Raw genomic sequence first — 17,014 nt, forward strand, 5'->3', positions numbered from 1 at the left:
ACCTGAACGCGAAAAGCCCCGTTCCGCGTGAGGCGGATCGGGGCGGTGGCGCGATAGTGTGCGGGTAGTGTCAGTTGCGTGCGGGAGTCCAGTTGTGTGGCAGCAAGGAGTCAATGTCGTCATGCCGGGTGGTGCCGAGGCGAGTGAGGACGTCTTCGAGCCAGGCCTTGAAGTCGACCTGGTTGTCTTTGCAGGTGGCCACGAGGCTGGCGATGATGGCGGATTTTTCGCCGCCGCGTTCGTTGCCGACGAAGAGCCAGTTTTGCTTCAGAGTGCCCATGGGCGGATGGCGTTCTCGGCTGGATTGTTGTCAATGTTACCACTGCAAGCCGTGGGGCCACGGAACCTGCGCGCCTTCTTACCGGCGGCGATCGGATGGGGCAACGGGGATTGCCCCCCGCGCCCTTCCACTCCACCGGACATGCGGTTTTCCGCATCCGGCGGTTGAACAGCACCGGTTCTGTATGACCAGATAAACGCTCCAAGGCACAATGAGATCGTATTTGGTCAGGGCATGGTCGTTCAGCGCCTCGTGCGTTCCTGTTCAGGGGTGCAAGCCGAACGCTGCTGGCGCGGCCAGGGTGTAGCCGTGCCGGCAGCGTTTGGGATTTAGCGCACGGGCACCAGGGCGATGGCGTCGATCCAGAGCGCCCAGTATTGATCGCTCTCGCGCGGCGGCAAGACATGCCGCCAGCAAAGGGGCGACCAGCCGGTCGCCCGACAAATTTGCGCCTTCGCGGCTTCGCGTGAGGCAAATGCCCCACGGCAAGCCGTGGGCCACGGAACTGTCGCGTCTTCTTACCGGCGGCGTGAATTGCCGCGCAGCGGCAAGACAGGCCGCCATCTGCGTAAATCGGCGCAATCTGCGGATAAAAAAGCTTTCTTCGCGTCTTCGCGGCTTCGCATGTGGAGCAAAAAGCCCACGGCAAGCCGTGGGCCACGGAACTTTTGCGCCTTCTTACCGGCGGCGTGAATTGCTGCGCAGCGGCAAGACAGGCCGCCAAAATCTGCGCTAATCTGCGTAATCTGCGGATAAAAAAATCTTCGATCGGCGGCGTGAATTGCCGCGTCGTCGTTATGTCGGGAATGCCTCGGCGTCGGCGCAATAGGGCTGACTACCGAAGCGGTCGAGGTCGTCAAGGAGGAAGAACATGCCGCCGGCACGCCAGCGGCGGCCGGTGGCAAGGAAGTCGAGGATGCGCCGTTGCAGGTCGGTGTCCCGTGGCGCGTCCTTGAGATCGAAAGGGCCATTTTTGAGGAAAACGAACCACAGACCGTCCCAGGCGGAACTGGGCACGGGACACAAGTAGAGCTCACGCTGGAATTGCACCAGGTTGGCGGTCGCTGGCAGGATCTCCTGCAGCTGATTATTGAAAATCCACGACGCGCAATTGACGGCTCGAACCGGCCGGTCGGGAAAATACTTGCGGAAGAAATCGCGGGCACGCAGCAGCGAGTCCCGGCAGGCATCCAGACTCATATTGCCGCCGGAGGGAATGTGCATGCTGAGACTGTCGTCGCCTTTGCTCAGCACCAGCTCCCAGTCCGCCAGGGACAGCGCGACTTTCTCACGGCGGGCGTAACCGTGCGGCGAAATGGGCGTGCCGCAGACGCAGCCATTCGCGAAACTCAGTTCCGAGAGCCAGCTGTCCTCGCCGGCGTAGTCTTCTTCGCGGGCATAGCGGTAGCCATCGGCGCTGAAACGAGTGCCGGCCGGCGGGAAAGCGACCACCTGCCCCGTCTGGCGGTGGCGATAGACAGTCATATCGCGCTTCATCGGCTCCAGCCAGAATTCCAGCCGGCCCAGGCGGAAATACGGCTCACGCGTGTAATGGCGCATCCAGCTCATCTGGTTGAGATAGATGCCCGGCCGGCCACCGTAGCCTCTGCGGTAGTTGTAATTGCAGAAATGGGCGACCTGCTGCAGAGTTTCGCGAGTAGTCGCCTCCGGCACCCCCAGCCGCTGATGGTGGTCGTATACCATGGGCACGTAAGCAATCGCCGCCAGCAAAAACAACAGCCCGCGCCGCTCCCCGAGACACGCCGGCTCCGGCCATTGCTGTGGCGGACAGGGCGCCAGTGCGCGAAATACCCGCCAATGGCAATGCCAAGCCAATTGCGCCAGCGACTCATCCGCACGCACCACCGCAGCGACCGCAAGCAGCTCGGCCTCCACGCCGGCATCCATACCCGTCGCCGCGCAGCAGCGGCGGATAAAATCCGCCGCCAGAAAATGCGGCCCGCCGGCAGGATACTCGGCCATGGCCTCGTCCCAATGCAGGGCGACATTGGCCAGCTGGCTGGTGTCGCCGAGTTCCTGCAAGATCTCTTCAGCGCTTTTCATCGTCGTCCTTCTGCGCCGGCCGGCGCTTGTCAATATCCTCCGCCTGCGGATTCACGCCGCAAGCCAATGCCGTAATGCGGCGAATAAAATCGCCCTTGGCGTCCGTGTATGCCACCCGGTCGTGGCCATTATCGGCTGCCAGGCGGCGTTTCAAGTCCGCATAGTCCTGCGCCACGGCGGGATGCTCCCGCAGATAATCACGGAATTGCAGGCGCTGCCAGTGGCCAGCGAAACTCTTTTCGACGACGTGGAGATGCGCCAGGCGTTCGCCATTCTCACCGCGCTTGATAAACCAGCAATACCAGGGGCCGCCGTCGTTGCCAAAGGTCGGCCGCCAGAAATAGTCGTAGCCTTCGGCCTCCAGGATGGGTGGCAGCAGCTCCCGTGCTTCCGCCAGCGACTCAACCTCAAGCAGCAGGTCAATCACCGGCTTGGCCGCCAGACCCGGCACGGCCGTGCTGCCAAAATGCTCAATGCGCCGGAAATAGCCCTCGGGCACCAGACTCTCCAGATGCGCTTTCTCGGCGGCGAACAGGTCTGGCCAGCGCAGGTCGTAATCGCAGACGGCCACGTCGTCGGCAAGTACCCGCTGCACCCGCTCGGAGAGCGTCGGCAACGCCGCCTTGAACAGCCGCGACTGCTCGCCCCAGGGATGATAACCCACGCCGATCTCCGTGAAGCCATAGCGCTCGTAGAAGCCCCGCAAGTCCGTGGCGACGTACAACGCATCATAGCCCGCTGCCTGCGCGTCGGCCTTGATGCGGCATATCAGCCGGCCCGCCAGACGCCGGCCGCGATAGGGCTCGGCCACATAGACCGCGCACAGCCAGGGCCACAAGTCCATCCGGCTGACAAAGTCGTTGCTGATCATGCCAGCGCCGCCAATGGCCTCGTCGCCAGCAAGCAACAGATACCAGCGCGGCAGTGGCGACGGCGTGTCCAAGCTGTGGCGAATGCAATCGTCATAGAGGTCGCGACGCTGCTCGTCTGACCACCAGGCGCTGAAAGCATCTATCGCCAACGTGGCCAACTCCGGATGCTCGCGCACTGCCACGAGCCGCAATTGTCGTATGTCCATAAGGCCAATCCACCCCAAACGAAGTGAGGCGACGACCTGAAATCAGCCGTCGCGCCAGTTGCACTTTCACTGAAAAACAATACATTACTTGTTTCTCATTCCCAAATCCAACCTCCAAACTGGAAATACCCCGATGTTGCAACTCGATTTTTCCAAAAGTGCCGACGGCCTCATCCCCGCCATTGCCCAGGACTGGCAGACTGGCGACGTGCTCATGCTCGCGTACATCAACGAAGAAGCCTGGCACAAGACCCTCGAAACCGGCGTGGCCACCTACTGGACCCGCTCACGCAAAAAACTCTGGATCAAGGGCGAGACCTCCGGCAATATCCAGAAGGTCAAGGAAATCCTCGTCGACTGCGATCTGGACACCGTCATCTTCAAAATCGAACAGGTCGGTGACGCCGCCTGCCATGAGGGCTACCGCAGCTGCTTCTTCCGTAAAGTCGAGGCCGATGGCAGCCTGAGCGTCGTTGGCAAACGCGTTTTCGATCCCGAAAAAGTCTACAAGAAATAAGCACGGGCTACCCTACCCGCCGCCGTCACTTCACCCCGAGGACCACACCATGGCAGTGCTTCGCTTAGGCCTACCCAAAGGCAGCTTGGAAGAAACCACCGTCGATATGTTCCGCCGCGCCGGCTACAAAATCGACATCCAGTCCCGCTCCTACTACCCGTCCATCGACGACAAGGAAATCGAATGCGTGCTCATCCGCGCCCAGGAGATGTCCCGCTACGTCGAGGAAGGCCTGCTTGACTGCGGCCTCACCGGCCATGACTGGATCGTCGAAAATGGCTCCGACGTCGTGGAAATCGCCGAACTCGTTTACGGCAAAGTCGGCCGCAAGCCCCTGCGTTGGGTGCTGGCCGCGCCCAACGACTCCGACATTCACGGCCCCAAGGACCTGGCCGGCAAACGCATCGCCACCGAGGCTGTCGGCATGACCAAGCGTTACTTGGCCAAGCACGGCGTCGAAGCCACCGTCGAATTCAGCTGGGGCGCGACCGAAGTCAAGCCACCACACTTGGCCGACGCCATCGTCGAGATCACCGAGACCGGCTCCAGCCTGCGCGCCAATAACCTCCGCATCGTCGATACACTCTGCGAGACCACCACGCGCTTTATCGCCAACAAGGACGCCGCCAAAGACGAATTCAAACGCGCCAAGATGGACAAGCTGGCGCTGTTGCTCAAGGCCGTCCTCGCCGCCGAATCGCGCATCGGGCTCATGCTCAATGTCCACAAGGACAATCTCGACGCAGTGCTCAACATCCTCCCCGCCCTGCAGCGGCCGACGGTCGCCAATCTGTCGGACAAGGACTGGTTCTCACTGACCACCGTCATTGACGAGTATGTCGCGCGGGATATCATTCCGCAGCTCATGCAGGCCGGCGCTGAAGGCCTGGTCGAATACGCCCTCAACAAGGTCGTTCTCTAACCACTCACGCTGCCCGCCAGTATTCGCGGCCCCAGGGCCCATATTGCGTCATGCCGGAAAAAGCCGCTGCCATACTACTCGAAACGGATAGCCTGGCCAAGGCCTATGACGGCGTGCCGGTGCTCAGCGGCATCTCAATCCAGGTGAGGCCGGGGATCATCCTCGGCATCATCGGCGAAAATGGCGCCGGCAAGTCCACCTTCACCAAGTGCCTCAACGGCATGACGCAGCCCAGCGGCGGCCGTGTTGTCTTCCTGGGCGAGGAGCTGCGCGATCTCAGCGTCGCCGGTGCCATCGCCAAGGGCATCGTCACCATCCCTCAGGAATTCAACCTGGTCAGCGATCTCAATGTCTACGAGAATATCTTTCTCGGACACGAGCCACGCTACGCCTGGGGGCTGCTTGACCGCCCGGCTATGCGCGCCAAGGCCCGCGAGCTCCTCAGCACCCTCAACGCCCAGCTCGACCCCGAACGGCGCATTGCCACCCTCAGCGTCGCCGAAAAACAAATGGTCGAGATCGCCAAGGCCCTCACCAGCCCCTGCCGGCTGCTGATCATGGACGAGCCAACCACCGTCCTCAACCAGCGCGAAGTCGCTACGCTCTTCACCGTCATGCGACGCCTCCGCAACCAGGGCACCAGCATTCTCTATATCTCCCACAAGCTCAAGGAAGTCCGCGATATCTGCGACGAGGTCGTCGTCCTCCGCGATGGCCAGTTCATCAGCCACGACCCGGCCAGCGCCCTCGACGAAGCCGAAATGGCCCGCCGCATGGTCGGCCGCGATATGAGCCAGCTCTTCCCACCCAAAGGCGCCCCGCCAGCCGACGCCGAATGCATTCTGGACGTGCGCGGCCTCCGGGTCACCGGACTGCTCCACGACGTCTCCTTCAGCCTGCGCCGCGGCGAAATCCTCGGCTTTGCCGGTCTGGTCGGCTCCGGCCGCACAGAATTGGCCGAGACGCTCTATGGCCTGCATCCCGTGCAGTCGGGCAGCATCACCCTCTTCGGGCGGCCCTACCGACCAGCATCGCCGGCGCAGGCCATCGCCGCCGGCCTGGCCTATCTATCCGAAGACCGCCAGGGCAGCGGTGTCCTGGTGGACTTCTCTGTCGCCAACAACGTCACACTCTCCTCTCTGCGACAGTACTGCCGGCCTTTCATCAGCAAAAGCCGCGAAAATGCCCGGGCGCGGCATTACATCGACGCTTTCCACATCAAGGCGCCCGGCTACGACGCGCCACTGCGCAGTCTCAGCGGCGGCAACCAACAGAAAGTCGCCATTGCCAAGGGCCTTGATACCGCGCCAAAGCTCTTCATCTTCGACGAGCCCACTCGCGGCATCGATATCAACGCCAAGAGCGAAGTCTACGCTTTCATTCGCCGACTGGTGGACCAGGGCATATCCTGCCTGCTCATCTCATCGGACCTCGAAGAAGTCATCGGCATGTGCAGCCGCATCGCCGTCATGCGCGCCGGCAGCATCGCCGGCGAAGTCAGCGGCGACCACATCAACGAAGAAGAAATCATGTATCTGGCGACGGGAGTCAAGTAAGCCATGACCACTGCCAAGCCATCTTCAGCGTCCGCAGCATCTGCCGTTTGGCGCCAGCGCGCGCTCGGCTGGCTCAGCGATTACGGGCCCTACATCGCGCTGGCGGTGCTGCTCGTCGCCTGCGCCATATCCAGCCCGTCGTTCCGCCGCCCGCAGAATCTGATCAACATCACGCGGCAGATCTCCTACAGCGGCATCATCGCCATCGGCATGACCTTCGTCATCATTGGCGGCGGCATTGACCTCTCCGTCGGCTCGCTGCTGGCCTTTGCGGGCAGCGTCGGCATCATCGCCATGAATCACTGCGACAACCCGGCTCTGGCCGTCGCGGTGGCCATCGTCGTGTCCATCGCCGTTGGCGCGTCCTGCGGCGCACTCAATGGCGCGCTGATCACCGTCGGCAAGATCCCGCCCTTCATCGTCACGCTGGGCACGCTGTCCATTTTCCGGTCGCTGACGCTGTACATTGCCAACGCCGGGCTGCTGACCAGCAAGCACGATCTCTTCGCCCGTTTTGGCGGCGCGATCATCCTTGGCATTCCCCTGCCCGCCTGGCTGCTGCTGGTGTTGGCCATCATTGGCGCCATTATCCTCCAGCAAACGCGGCTCGGTCGCTACATCTGCGCCGTCGGCTCCAACGAACGGGTCGCCCGTTACGCAGCCATCAACACCAACCTGATCAAATTCAGCACCTACGTCATCGCCGGTTTTCTCGCCGGCATCAGCGCGGTGATGCTGGGTGGGCGCCTGTCGTCACTGAGTTCGACCACCGCCGGCCTGTCCTACGAACTCGACGCCATTGCCGCCGCCATCATCGGCGGCACGGCCATGGCTGGCGGCCGCGGGTCAGTGATCGGCACCCTCGCTGGCGCGCTAATCCTCGGCATCGTCTCCAATGTTCTTGACATGTGGGGCGTTTCCGTCAATTTACAGGGTACAGTAAAGGGCGTCGTCATTATCATCGCCGTGCTGATCCAGCGCCAGCGCTGAGCACGGCGCGGTATGCGCGCCACTACCGCTCTTAGTTCTCCCATCATTCATTGTGTGTTGATCCATCATCAACGAAAGGAATTCCACCATGAAGTCCCTGTTGCGTCTGAGCATGTGCCTGGCCATTGCCGCCCTGACGGCCCTGTCCTTTGCCGGTTGCGGCAAGAAGACGAGCGACCAGCTCACCATCGGCATTTCCATCCCCAGCGCCGACCACGGCTGGACCGGCGGCGTCGTCTGGTGGGCCGAGCAGGCCAAGAAGAACTGGGAAGCCAAAGACCCCGGCATCAAAGTCATCGTCTCCACCGCCAAAGACGCCAGCGAGCAGGTCGACAAAGTCGAAAACCTCATGGTCCAAGGCATTGACGCCCTCGTCATTCTCCCGCACGATCCCAGCCCCCTCACCGGCATCTGCGAACAAGCCGCCAAGGCCGGCGTGTACCTCGTCGTCGTCGATCGCGGCCTCGACAAGCCCGTCCAAAACCTCTACCTCGCCGGCGACAACGCCGGCTTCGGCCGCGGCGGCGCCGAATCGGTCGTCAAAGCCCTCGCCGGCACAGGCAAAATCCTCGTCATGGAAGGCATTCCCTGCACGGTCAACAGCATCCGCGTCGATGCCTTCAACGAGGTCATCAAACAACACCCCGGCATCGAAATCCTCGAATCCCAATCCGCCTACTGGGATACCGAAAAAGGCCTGAAGCTCATGGAGAACTACCTCCAGAAATACCCACAGATCGATGCCGTCTGGACCGGCGATGACGACGTGCTCCTCGGCGCCCTCAAGGCCTACGAGGAATCCGGCCGCAAGGACATCAAATGCTTCGTCGGCGGCGCCGGCAGCAAGGCCATCGTCAAGCGCATCCTCGACGGCGACCCGCTCATTCCCTTCAATGTCACCTACCCGCCCAAGATGATCGCCGACGGCGTCGACTACGCCATCAAGGGCCTCCGCGGCGAACTGGCCGACGACGAAAAAACCATCATCATCCCCGCCGAAATCATCACCCGGGACAATGCCCGCGACTTCTACTACCCAGACTCCATCTTCTGAGAAACGCGGCCGTCAGGCCGTACTGCACACCATGGACCAACTCCAGCGCCTAGTCGATATCGTTGCCAAGCTGCGCGCCCCCGAGGGCGGCTGCCCTTGGGACTGCAAGCAGACCCACCAGTCACTGCGCCGCTTCCTCGTCGAGGAAGCCGGCGAGTTCCTTGATGCCGTCGAGGACGGCGATCACGACGCCATGCGCGATGAACTCGGCGACCTGCTCCTGCAGGTCGTCCTTCATGCCCAGATCGCCAGCGAAAACGGCCACTTCGACTTCCAGGATGTCGCCAAATCCGAGGCCGACAAGATGCTGCGCCGCCACCCCCATGTCTTCGACACGGTCACCGTCAATGACGCAGGCGATGTGGTCAAGCTCTGGGACGAGATCAAGAAGGTCGAAAAGGGCCCCGCCGCCAGCGCCTACACCCTCGACCAGCTGCCCCGTAGTCTCCCCGCCCTCGCCCGCGCCCAAAAGGCCCTCGACAAGGCCGATAAGGCCGGCTTCGCCTGGCCCGACATCGCCGACGCCATCAACAAAATCGAAGAAGAACTCGGCGAAGTGCGCGATGCCGCCCGCAATGGCACCCCCGCAGACATCGAAGAGGAACTCGGCGATCTGCTCTTCACCATGGTCAATCTCTGCCGCTGGCAGAAGGTCCAGGCCGAAGAAGTCATGCAGCAGGCCGTGGGCAAATTTATCCGCCGCTTCACCGCCATGGAACAACTCATCGCCGACCAGGGCCGGCAGACCAGCGACTGCGCCCCCGAAGAACTCATCGACGCCTGGGAAGAAGCCAAGATGGCCGAACGAGCCAACAAGTCCTGACCCCACCAGCCCTCAATCCCGGCCGTTTTGCCAAGGTGCCATCATGTCCGCGACCATCACCGTCCATCTGGTCTTCCACGCCCACCTCGACCCCATCTGGCTCTGGCAATGGTCCGCCGGCCTCGACGAGGCCATCGCTACCTGCCGCAGCGCCGCCGATCGCCTCGATAATAATCCCGATATCTTCTTCACCCAGGGTGAAGCCTGGGTCTATAAGCAAATTCAGGACTGCGATCCGGCACTCTTCGCCCGCATCCAACAGCTGGTCCGCGCCGGCCGCTGGGAAATCACCGGCGGCTGGTGGACGCAACCGGATTGCAATGCGCCCGACGGCGACGGCTTCCGCCAGCAAATCCAGCTCGGCAAGGACTACTTCCAGCAGCACTTCGGGTGCTTCCCCGACAGCGGCTTCTGCCCGGACTCCTTCGGCCACAATGCGTCCCTGCCCGCGCTTATGCGCGCCGCCGGCCAAAAGCACTACGTCATGATGCGCCCGCAGGAACACGAAATGGCCCTGCCCGCACGGCTCTTCCGCTGGCGCGGCGACGACGGCGGCCCCGAGCTCACCACCTTCCGTATTGCCCAGAGCTACAATCTCGACCAGGAAATCGCCGACCCGGCAAAGATCGAGGCGCGGCTTCGCGCCTGCTGTAACGGCCTGCCCGCCGGCGTCACCCACACGCTGTGCTTCGCCGGCATCGGCGACCACGGCGGCGGCCCCAGCGAAAAAGCCATCGCCTGGTTACGCGAACACGCCGACGCCTTCCCCGGTATGCGCCTGGTCTTCTCTACGCCCAGCCGTTTCTTCGCCGCCATCGCTAACGCTGTGCCAACACTGCCCGTGGTCACCGGCGAACTGCAGTACCACGCCATCGGCTGCTACAGTGTCCACCGCCAGGGCAAACTGGCCCTGCGCGATGCCACCCAGCGCCTGACCCAGCTGGACAGCGTCATGCCGACGCTGTCCGACGACCAGGCGCGCTGCCACCAAAGCCACTGGCAAAATGTCGTCTTCCATCAATTCCACGACACTCTCGGTGGCACGTGCCTGGCTTCGGCATACAAACATGTCCACAACCAGCTCGGCGCCGCCGAAGCCTGGGCCGAAGAACGCATCCACTACGAACTGCGCCAACGCCTGACAGCCCTCCCCGACGATCCCTGCCAGCGCCTGATCTTCTTCAACGCCTCCGACCGGCCTTTCGCCGGCTGGGCCGAATGCGAGCCGTGGCTGGCTGGCAAACCGTGGCACTTCCGCGTCATCGACGACCATGGCCAGGCCGTCCCTACCCAAGCCATTCCCTGCGAAGCCGTCATCGGCTGGCGCTGGCTCACCCGCATCGCCATCAAACTGCAGCTCGCACCCGGCGAAATCAAAGCGCTGCGGCTCGTGCCAAGCACCGACGAACAGCAGCCGGCGACCACTGCAGCTGGCGACAACGACACCAGTGCCTTCCCAGCCCCGCCATGGCGCATGTGCAACCACAGCCATAGCGCCGCCCTGGACCTGAGCCAGGCCCGCTGCCACTTCGGCGGCATGGACCACCTTCTGCCCGAACTTGCCCTCATTGACGATGGCAGCGACACTTGGTCACACGGCATCGACCGCTACGCCGACACTCCCGCCGCCCTTGCCACCTGGGGTGCCCCCGAACTCAGCTTCACCGGGCCACTCCTTACGCAGATCGCCCAGGCCGGCCGCATCGGCAACAGCGATGTCATCCGAACCTTCCGCCTCCACCACGACAGCGACGCCATGGAAATGACCATCCGCGTGTCTTGGCAGGAAAAACGCCGCGTCCTTAAGCTCGTCCTGCCTATCGCCGGCAACGGCGACAACCGCCTGGACGCCATCTGCGGCGGCGCCAGCAAGCGCCCGCTCGACGGCCGCGAATACCCTATCCAGGGCTGGACCGCCGTGCCCGTCGCCCCACAACAGCGGCTCACCGTCATCTGCCCGGACGTCTTCGCGCTCGACGCCACCCCCCAGCGCCTCCGCTTCACGCTCCTGCGCAGCCCGCTCATGGCCCATCACGCACCACACCCCGGCGGCACCCTCGACGGCGTCAGCAGCGACCGCGGCGAACACCACTTCCGCTTCCGCTTCAACATCGACAAGGCCAGCCCGAATGAGCTCTGGCAGGAGCTTTACTCATGGCTGCGACCGCCCTTCTTCGCCGATCTCACCCGCGGCATGCCACCCGCATAGCCACCGCAACAACCATCACCGTTATTCGTCCCACTATCCCCATTAACCCCAAAGGAAAATCGTTCCCATGGCAGACAAATCCCAATCCTGCGACCACAAGTGCTCCAGCTGCTCATCATGCAATGACGGTAGCTGCCACGAACCCACCGCCAAAGAAATCCGCTTCCTCGCCCAAATGGCCAATATCAAGCACAAAATCCTCGTTCTCTCTGGCAAAGGCGGCGTCGGCAAAAGCACCGTCGCGGTCAATCTCGCCATCAGTCTGGCCATGGAGGGCCGCCGCGTTGGCCTCCTCGACGTCGATATCCACGGCCCGAGCATCCCGACCATGATGGGACTCAAGGGCTCCCATACCGAATTCGCCAACGACTGCATCATTCCCCCGGAAGTCGCCGGCATCAAAGTTATCTCGGTAGATTTTTTCCTGGAAAACACTGACGACGCCCTCATCTGGCGCGGCCCCATGAAGCAGGGCGCCATCCAGCAGTTCCTCGAAGACGTCGAGTGGGGCGAACTGGACTTCCTGATCATCGACTGCCCTCCCGGCACCGGCGATGAGCCCCTCTCCGTCCGCCAGATTCTCAAGGGCGATACCCGCGCCGTCGTGGTCACCACGCCTCAGGAGGTCGCCGCAGCCGACGTCCGCAAGTCCATCAACTTCTGTGAGAAGCTTGACCTGCCCGTCATCGGCGTGATTGAGAACATGAGCGGCTTCGCTTGCCCGCACTGTGGCACCATCACCAACATCTTCAAGCAGGGCGGCGGCGAGACCCTGGCCGCCAAGGCCAAAGTGCCCTTCCTCGGCCGCATTCCCATCGACCCGCTGGTCGCCGAATGCTCCGACGCCGGCGTCCCCATGGTCCACAAATACCCCGAGTCAGCCATGGCCAAGGCCTTCGCCAGCATCATCCAGCCGCTGCTCGCCCTCCCCGAAGAATAAGCAACACACCCTCCCCCATAAATACGGGCGGCGTGGCACAAACCACGCCGCCACAATGAAATCCGCGTAAATATGCGTAATCCGCGGATAAAAAAGCCCTCTTCCCGCCTTCGCGTCTTCGCGTGAGGCCTAAATAGCGCCTTAATGCCGGCGGCGTGAATTACCGCGCAGCGGCAAGACAGGCCGCCTCTTCCCTGTCTTCTTCGCGCCTTCGCGTCTTCGCGTGAGGCCTAAATAGCGCCTTAATGCCGGCGGCGTGTCTTCTTCGCGCCTTCGCGTCTTCGCGTGAGGCCTAAATAGCGCCTTAATGCCGGCGGCGTGAATTGCCGCGCAGCGGCAAGACAGGCCGCCTCTTCCCTGTCTTCTTCGCGCCTTCGCGTCTTCGCGTGAGGCCTAAATAGCGCCTTAATGCCGGCGGCGTGAATTACCGCGTAGCGGCAAGACAGGCCGCCTCTTCCCTGTCTTCTTCGCGCCTTCGCGTCTTCGCGTGAGGCCTAAATAGCGCCTTAATGCCGGCGGCGTGAATTACCGCGTAGCGGCAAGACAGGCCGCCATCATTTGCGTCAATCTGCGCAATCTGCGGATAAAAGAAACGCCATCCGTCCTCAGAGTTCCAGCATGTAAATGCCGCGCCGCCCGTCATGGATGCTGTCCACCGTCACGGTCTTACCATCGGGCGACCAGCGCGGATGCAGGTCGCAGCGCGTGTCGACGCAGTAGCCCTTGCCGCGGAAGTGCCGGAAGTGCCCCAGGCGCGTGATACCGCCCGTAGCCACGTCCACCAGCCCAAGCTGCTGGAAGCCAAAGCTGTCCGGATAGCTGTCCGCCAGCATCTTGGTGCCGTCGGGCGAGAAGATGAGATGGGCCATCGGGCCCATGCCGCGCGAAATCCGCGTCGCTTGCAGAGGCATGGTGCGTTCGTCGAAGACGACGTATTCGGCGCCCTTGCCGCGCCAAGTCGCGTCAATGAGCACCTCCCGCGGCGTCCGCCCCCATATCTGGTGAGAGATCATGCCATTCCAGTAGAAGTGCGGTAGGGGGCACATCAGGTCACTGCCATCGATATTCGCCGTGTACATATGCGTGCGCCAGCTGGGATCCAGCGGATTGCTGCACTGCCGGAACAACCACAGCAGCCGGCTGGAATCACAGTTGAAAATCGCGTGGTTCAGCCAGATGTACATGTCCTCCAGATCAAAGGGCACCGGATGCAGCGCGATCATCTGCCGATAACTCACAATCAGCTTCACCGCGCCCGTGTGCAGGTCCACCAAAAACAGGCCTTCCTGGTCCAAGTCCGGCTGGGGCTCCCAGGGCAACACCGCGTCCGCATAGCTATAGCCTCGGCGCGGTATGCGGCTGAAGTTGAGCGAAACGCCCCAATGGCCGTCCGGCGACATCGCGTAAATCGGCACCGCATACTCACCGACCACGCCCGTGCCCAGCTGGTAAATCCGCGACACCAGCCGCTGCGAATCCATGTCGAAATCGTTGTAGATGAAGCAGTCCGGGCGGTGTTTCAACCACAGGCTCATGCAGCCCTGCTGATGACACCAGGCGCGCGTGGACGTCAGGGGCGTGTAGGTCCCGGCCCGATCCACCACGCCGATCTCAGCCCGCTCGCCCCGCTCCGGCAGCCGCTCGCATTGGTCAATCCGCAACGCCAAATGCAGGCTCTGATCGTGATTCCAGGGACAGCGATCGTAATACCCGAAGTAATAATGACCATCCGCCGGCGTCAGGCGACGCCACTCGTACGTGTCGTGAATACGCATCGTTGTCTCTGCTCCTCAATCATTTTGCTGCTCAATCGGTCACTCAATGGCTGTACGCCCCGTGCGTAAGTCGTAAACCAAAAACTGTACCCCGACTCCGCCGCTTTGCGAGAACAACCAGCACAGTTTTCCAGGAGACACGTAACCGGTCTGTGATTGATAACAGCCAGTCCCAGGGGACGACTAGGACCGGCGGGACTCTCCTTGGCGACTGCGTGCGCTGGGGCGAGGACTCACGACTCATGAGGCATGATCTCATGGATTGGACCGTTGGGACTTTCTAGACCATGGGGAATGACGCCTTGGACGCCGCAGACCGGTTGTGGACTACTTGGACACCGGGACTGACTGGCGGCGGCCAAGATGGCGTCCATAGAAAAGCCCGGTGCCCCGCCAGTGGGCAGCGCTGGCAGCCGCCTGTTCTCAATCACTGCCCTCGGTTACGTGCTACAACCCCATCCGTGCGTTCTCCATAACTTGCGCAGAGTAACGTCGCAAAACCCAACGACTTCCTCCAAATTAAAATCACATTTTGAATTAGGGGAGGTTTGTTGTCGCCTCGCCACATGTCGGGCCAATTGTGTCGCCGCCGTCTGCCTTCCGAATACCCCGCCTGCCCCCTTTCGATAGTGGTGCGGTCGTCTCGCCCGCGCCGTCGCATGAGGACCTCAACCAATCACCAAACCGCCACACGCCACTCTGCTTGATGTCGTCCCGCCTCGTCTGTCGTTATGTGGACGCGGAGAACACTACAAAGCGTGGACGGTAGTTATCAATGACTCCTATGAAACCGATGCTCTGCATTTAACGGTATCCATGGCACTTGTTGTTTCAACCAAGCAGCCTTTTCTCGTCGTGCATTTCCGCCGCGAAGCGGCAGCAGCGCTGAAAGCGCGAAACATACCAGCCCAGGGCAAGCGGCGCCGAAGGCGCGCGCCGCCCTGGGTAGCGCGCCATATTGGTCCGTGTTCCTCAGCCTCTTTGGCTTCAGTCGGCGAAGCTGACTGGAGCCAAAGAGGCAATGGAACTCATTGATTGCTGCGGCAATTTTGCGCTGTGACCCTTCGTCGCAGGTCTTTTAGGCCGCCCCTTCAGGGCTCTTTTGGGATGGGGCACCTTACCCAGGGCGACGCGCCCTGCGGGCGCTTGCCCTGGGCTATCTTAGGGCGCACCTTCGGTGCTCAAAACCTCGGCGAATGATCTTGTGCATGGTTACCAATCAACTCATCGCCGGCGATTGCCGCATGCTATGTGAAGAGCATTGCTCCTATGAAATCCGCTGCTTGGTTAGCCACCCATGTGTAATGGTTGGGCGGCGGCGGGCCGTGGGTTTCCTGCAAATTGTCCCCGGTGTTTTCCCCACCGGGGTGGTTACTCCTATGAAACACGCTGCCGCAAAGGTCGGCGGAAATCAAGGTCGGATGGCTGGACGGCGGCGGGCCGTGGGTTTCCTGCAAATTGTCCCAGCGAAGCGCCGGGGTGTACACTGACCGATTACGTTGCGGCCACAGGCACCCCGTATTGACATCTTGCTTCAGCATGAACCTCGGGTTACAGTGTCCATGCTGTAGCAGATACTTCACGTTCCCAGTAACCAAGGGCAGCTGATGAAATACGCTGTTATCCCGAAAATCATGGCAGTCATCAGAATCACCGTGGTGATCGCATGCCTTTACACGCCGCTTCGTACCTCGCTACTATTTCTATCCGAACAGATTGCTGTCGACAACTGTCTTGACCTGGGTGGTAGCTTCAACATCACAACCATGACGTGTGATTTTGAGCATAGTTCCCCCTATATTCCCTTTGTAGACCGACACTCGCGCCTACTGCGAGCAACGGGCTGGAGCATCGTCATTGGCCTAACCCTAGTCGCAGCTACGTATTGCATACCGACCACACCCAAATGCGGACATGATCACGACCATGATTGATGTCGTTATGGACATTGACATCTCAATACCATTGTACTGGACGCGATCGCGCAGTGCGCTGCTCCACTCCGCTGACGGCAGACTCGTTGGCACTATCACCCGCAGCGTCGAATATCGTCACCGTTTTCTGGGCATGTGGCTCGCAGGTCGCGATATCTTGCAGTTGCATCTTGACGACGTACCAACTCCTGCTTGCAGAATAGCGCTCAAGGCCAGTTTCCCGCTGGAATTTCTTGATCCGAATGGAAAAACCGTAGGCTTTATTCGCCATGTCCATGCATGGCTGCACCCTGAGTTCACCTGCACCGACCTAGACGGCAAGCCATTTGGCACCATCACGTCCACAGGCCTACTGGCATACAATCTCACCAGCGATGACCTGACCGCCAGTGCCCGATATTCGCCCGCCAAATCAAGGGGAACAAGGCCCCGCCTGGCAGTGTGGAAATTTCGCGCGAGCGGCAAACACGCCATCAACCCTCGGCTGCTTCTCGCATTCGTCGCGTTGAAGCAGATGCCTGACTTCTCAGGCTGACATATTGCCAAAGAACTGATTACACATCATCTGCCCAGTGCCGCCCCCCGCCAATACCACATCAATTTTGCACACAGTGTCGGCAAAATCGTCACTTCAGGAAACACCTGGACGAAGCGAAGCATGCAAGCAAGATTGCGTTCGCTCCACCCCCGACCATATTCGCGGATCAATTTTTCCGACAGTGTCGGCAAAATCTTCTCACCATACTCGGCCCTGTTTCCCTTGAGAATTTCATCGTTAATGCGCATGCCAATGCGTCAATAGAGCAAGGTCAGTGCGGCGTTAGCTGCGGAAAAACCAATCTGCGTTATCTGCGGAATCTGCGGATAGAAAA

The 17,014-nt window shown here is 61.4% G+C and carries 15 protein-coding genes; 9 read left to right on the forward strand and 6 right to left on the reverse strand.

All coding sequences use genetic code 11. The features are described 5' to 3' along the window. Positions 1–70 precede the first annotated feature (70 nt). From J3R75_RS19145 to J3R75_RS19155, 3 genes are all read right to left on the reverse strand, one after another. The gene (locus tag J3R75_RS19145; RefSeq protein ID WP_307265183.1) at positions 71–280 is read right to left on the reverse strand and encodes a transposase domain-containing protein; all 210 of its coding nucleotides are present in this window, start codon (positions 278–280) and stop codon (positions 71–73) included. A 795-nt stretch (positions 281–1,075) separates the two neighbouring features. Further along, positions 1,076–2,344 (reverse strand): acyltransferase domain-containing protein, encoded by a 1,269-nt coding sequence (locus tag J3R75_RS19150; RefSeq protein ID WP_307265187.1) that lies wholly within the window; start codon positions 2,342–2,344, stop codon positions 1,076–1,078. After that, positions 2,331–3,422 (reverse strand): bifunctional GNAT family N-acetyltransferase/GrpB family protein, encoded by a 1,092-nt coding sequence (locus J3R75_RS19155; protein WP_307265189.1) that lies wholly within the window; start codon positions 3,420–3,422, stop codon positions 2,331–2,333. The genes J3R75_RS19150 and J3R75_RS19155 overlap by 14 nt, the downstream gene beginning before the upstream one ends. 133 nt (positions 3,423–3,555) lie before the next feature. Between J3R75_RS19155 and hisI the strand changes: the two genes are divergently transcribed. The 8 genes from hisI to J3R75_RS19195 all read left to right on the forward strand — a co-directional run bounded on the left by hisI (position 3,556) and on the right by J3R75_RS19195 (position 12,433). Beyond that, entirely contained in the window at positions 3,556–3,939 is a 384-nt protein-coding gene (gene hisI, locus J3R75_RS19160; protein WP_307265192.1) for a phosphoribosyl-AMP cyclohydrolase, read from the forward strand. 49 nt (positions 3,940–3,988) lie between these two features. Continuing rightward, positions 3,989–4,861 carry an ATP phosphoribosyltransferase gene (gene hisG, locus J3R75_RS19165; RefSeq protein WP_307265194.1) on the forward strand — a complete coding sequence of 291 codons (873 nt, stop codon included), beginning with the start codon at positions 3,989–3,991 and terminating at the stop codon, positions 4,859–4,861. A 50-nt stretch (positions 4,862–4,911) separates the two neighbouring features. Continuing rightward, the gene (locus tag J3R75_RS19170; protein WP_307265197.1) at positions 4,912–6,417 is read left to right on the forward strand and encodes a sugar ABC transporter ATP-binding protein; all 1,506 of its coding nucleotides are present in this window, start codon (positions 4,912–4,914) and stop codon (positions 6,415–6,417) included. 3 nt (positions 6,418–6,420) lie between these two features. After that, complete coding sequence (locus J3R75_RS19175) at positions 6,421–7,407, forward strand: ABC transporter permease (RefSeq protein ID WP_307265198.1); 987 nt, start codon at positions 6,421–6,423, stop codon at positions 7,405–7,407. Positions 7,408–7,495: 88 nt separating this feature from the next. Beyond that, positions 7,496–8,461 carry an ABC transporter substrate-binding protein gene (locus J3R75_RS19180; RefSeq protein WP_307265200.1) on the forward strand — a complete coding sequence of 322 codons (966 nt, stop codon included), beginning with the start codon at positions 7,496–7,498 and terminating at the stop codon, positions 8,459–8,461. A gap of 31 nt (positions 8,462–8,492) precedes the next feature. Further along, on the forward strand, positions 8,493–9,284 hold the full coding sequence (gene mazG / locus J3R75_RS19185; RefSeq protein WP_307265202.1) for a nucleoside triphosphate pyrophosphohydrolase: 792 nt from the start codon (positions 8,493–8,495) through the stop codon (positions 9,282–9,284). A gap of 43 nt (positions 9,285–9,327) precedes the next feature. Then, positions 9,328–11,493 (forward strand): glycoside hydrolase family 38 N-terminal domain-containing protein, encoded by a 2,166-nt coding sequence (locus J3R75_RS19190; RefSeq protein WP_307265204.1) that lies wholly within the window; start codon positions 9,328–9,330, stop codon positions 11,491–11,493. A 67-nt stretch (positions 11,494–11,560) separates the two neighbouring features. Next, a complete protein-coding gene (locus J3R75_RS19195) occupies positions 11,561–12,433 on the forward strand; it encodes an Mrp/NBP35 family ATP-binding protein (RefSeq protein ID WP_307265208.1) in 873 nt (290 codons plus the stop codon). A gap of 605 nt (positions 12,434–13,038) precedes the next feature. Here J3R75_RS19195 and J3R75_RS19200 read toward each other — a convergent pair. Further along, positions 13,039–14,208, reverse strand: a complete 1,170-nt coding sequence (locus J3R75_RS19200; protein ID WP_307265211.1) for a TolB family protein — start codon at positions 14,206–14,208, stop codon at positions 13,039–13,041. 1,247 nt (positions 14,209–15,455) lie between these two features. Continuing rightward, positions 15,456–15,695 carry a hypothetical protein gene (locus J3R75_RS19205; protein WP_307265214.1) on the reverse strand — a complete coding sequence of 80 codons (240 nt, stop codon included), beginning with the start codon at positions 15,693–15,695 and terminating at the stop codon, positions 15,456–15,458. 427 nt (positions 15,696–16,122) lie between these two features. Here J3R75_RS19205 and J3R75_RS19210 point away from each other — a divergent pair, with 427 nt between their 5' ends. Continuing rightward, a complete protein-coding gene (locus tag J3R75_RS19210; RefSeq protein WP_307265216.1) occupies positions 16,123–16,677 on the forward strand; it encodes a hypothetical protein in 555 nt (184 codons plus the stop codon). A 26-nt stretch (positions 16,678–16,703) separates the two neighbouring features. Here J3R75_RS19210 and J3R75_RS19215 read toward each other — a convergent pair whose 3' ends face one another. After that, the gene (locus J3R75_RS19215) at positions 16,704–16,928 is read right to left on the reverse strand and encodes a DUF1016 N-terminal domain-containing protein (protein WP_307265218.1); all 225 of its coding nucleotides are present in this window, start codon (positions 16,926–16,928) and stop codon (positions 16,704–16,706) included. Between the last annotated feature and the right edge of the window lie 86 nt (positions 16,929–17,014).

It is taken from the genome of Oligosphaera ethanolica, assembly GCF_030814695.1.
Lineage (GTDB): Bacteria > Verrucomicrobiota > Lentisphaeria > Oligosphaerales > Oligosphaeraceae > Oligosphaera > Oligosphaera ethanolica.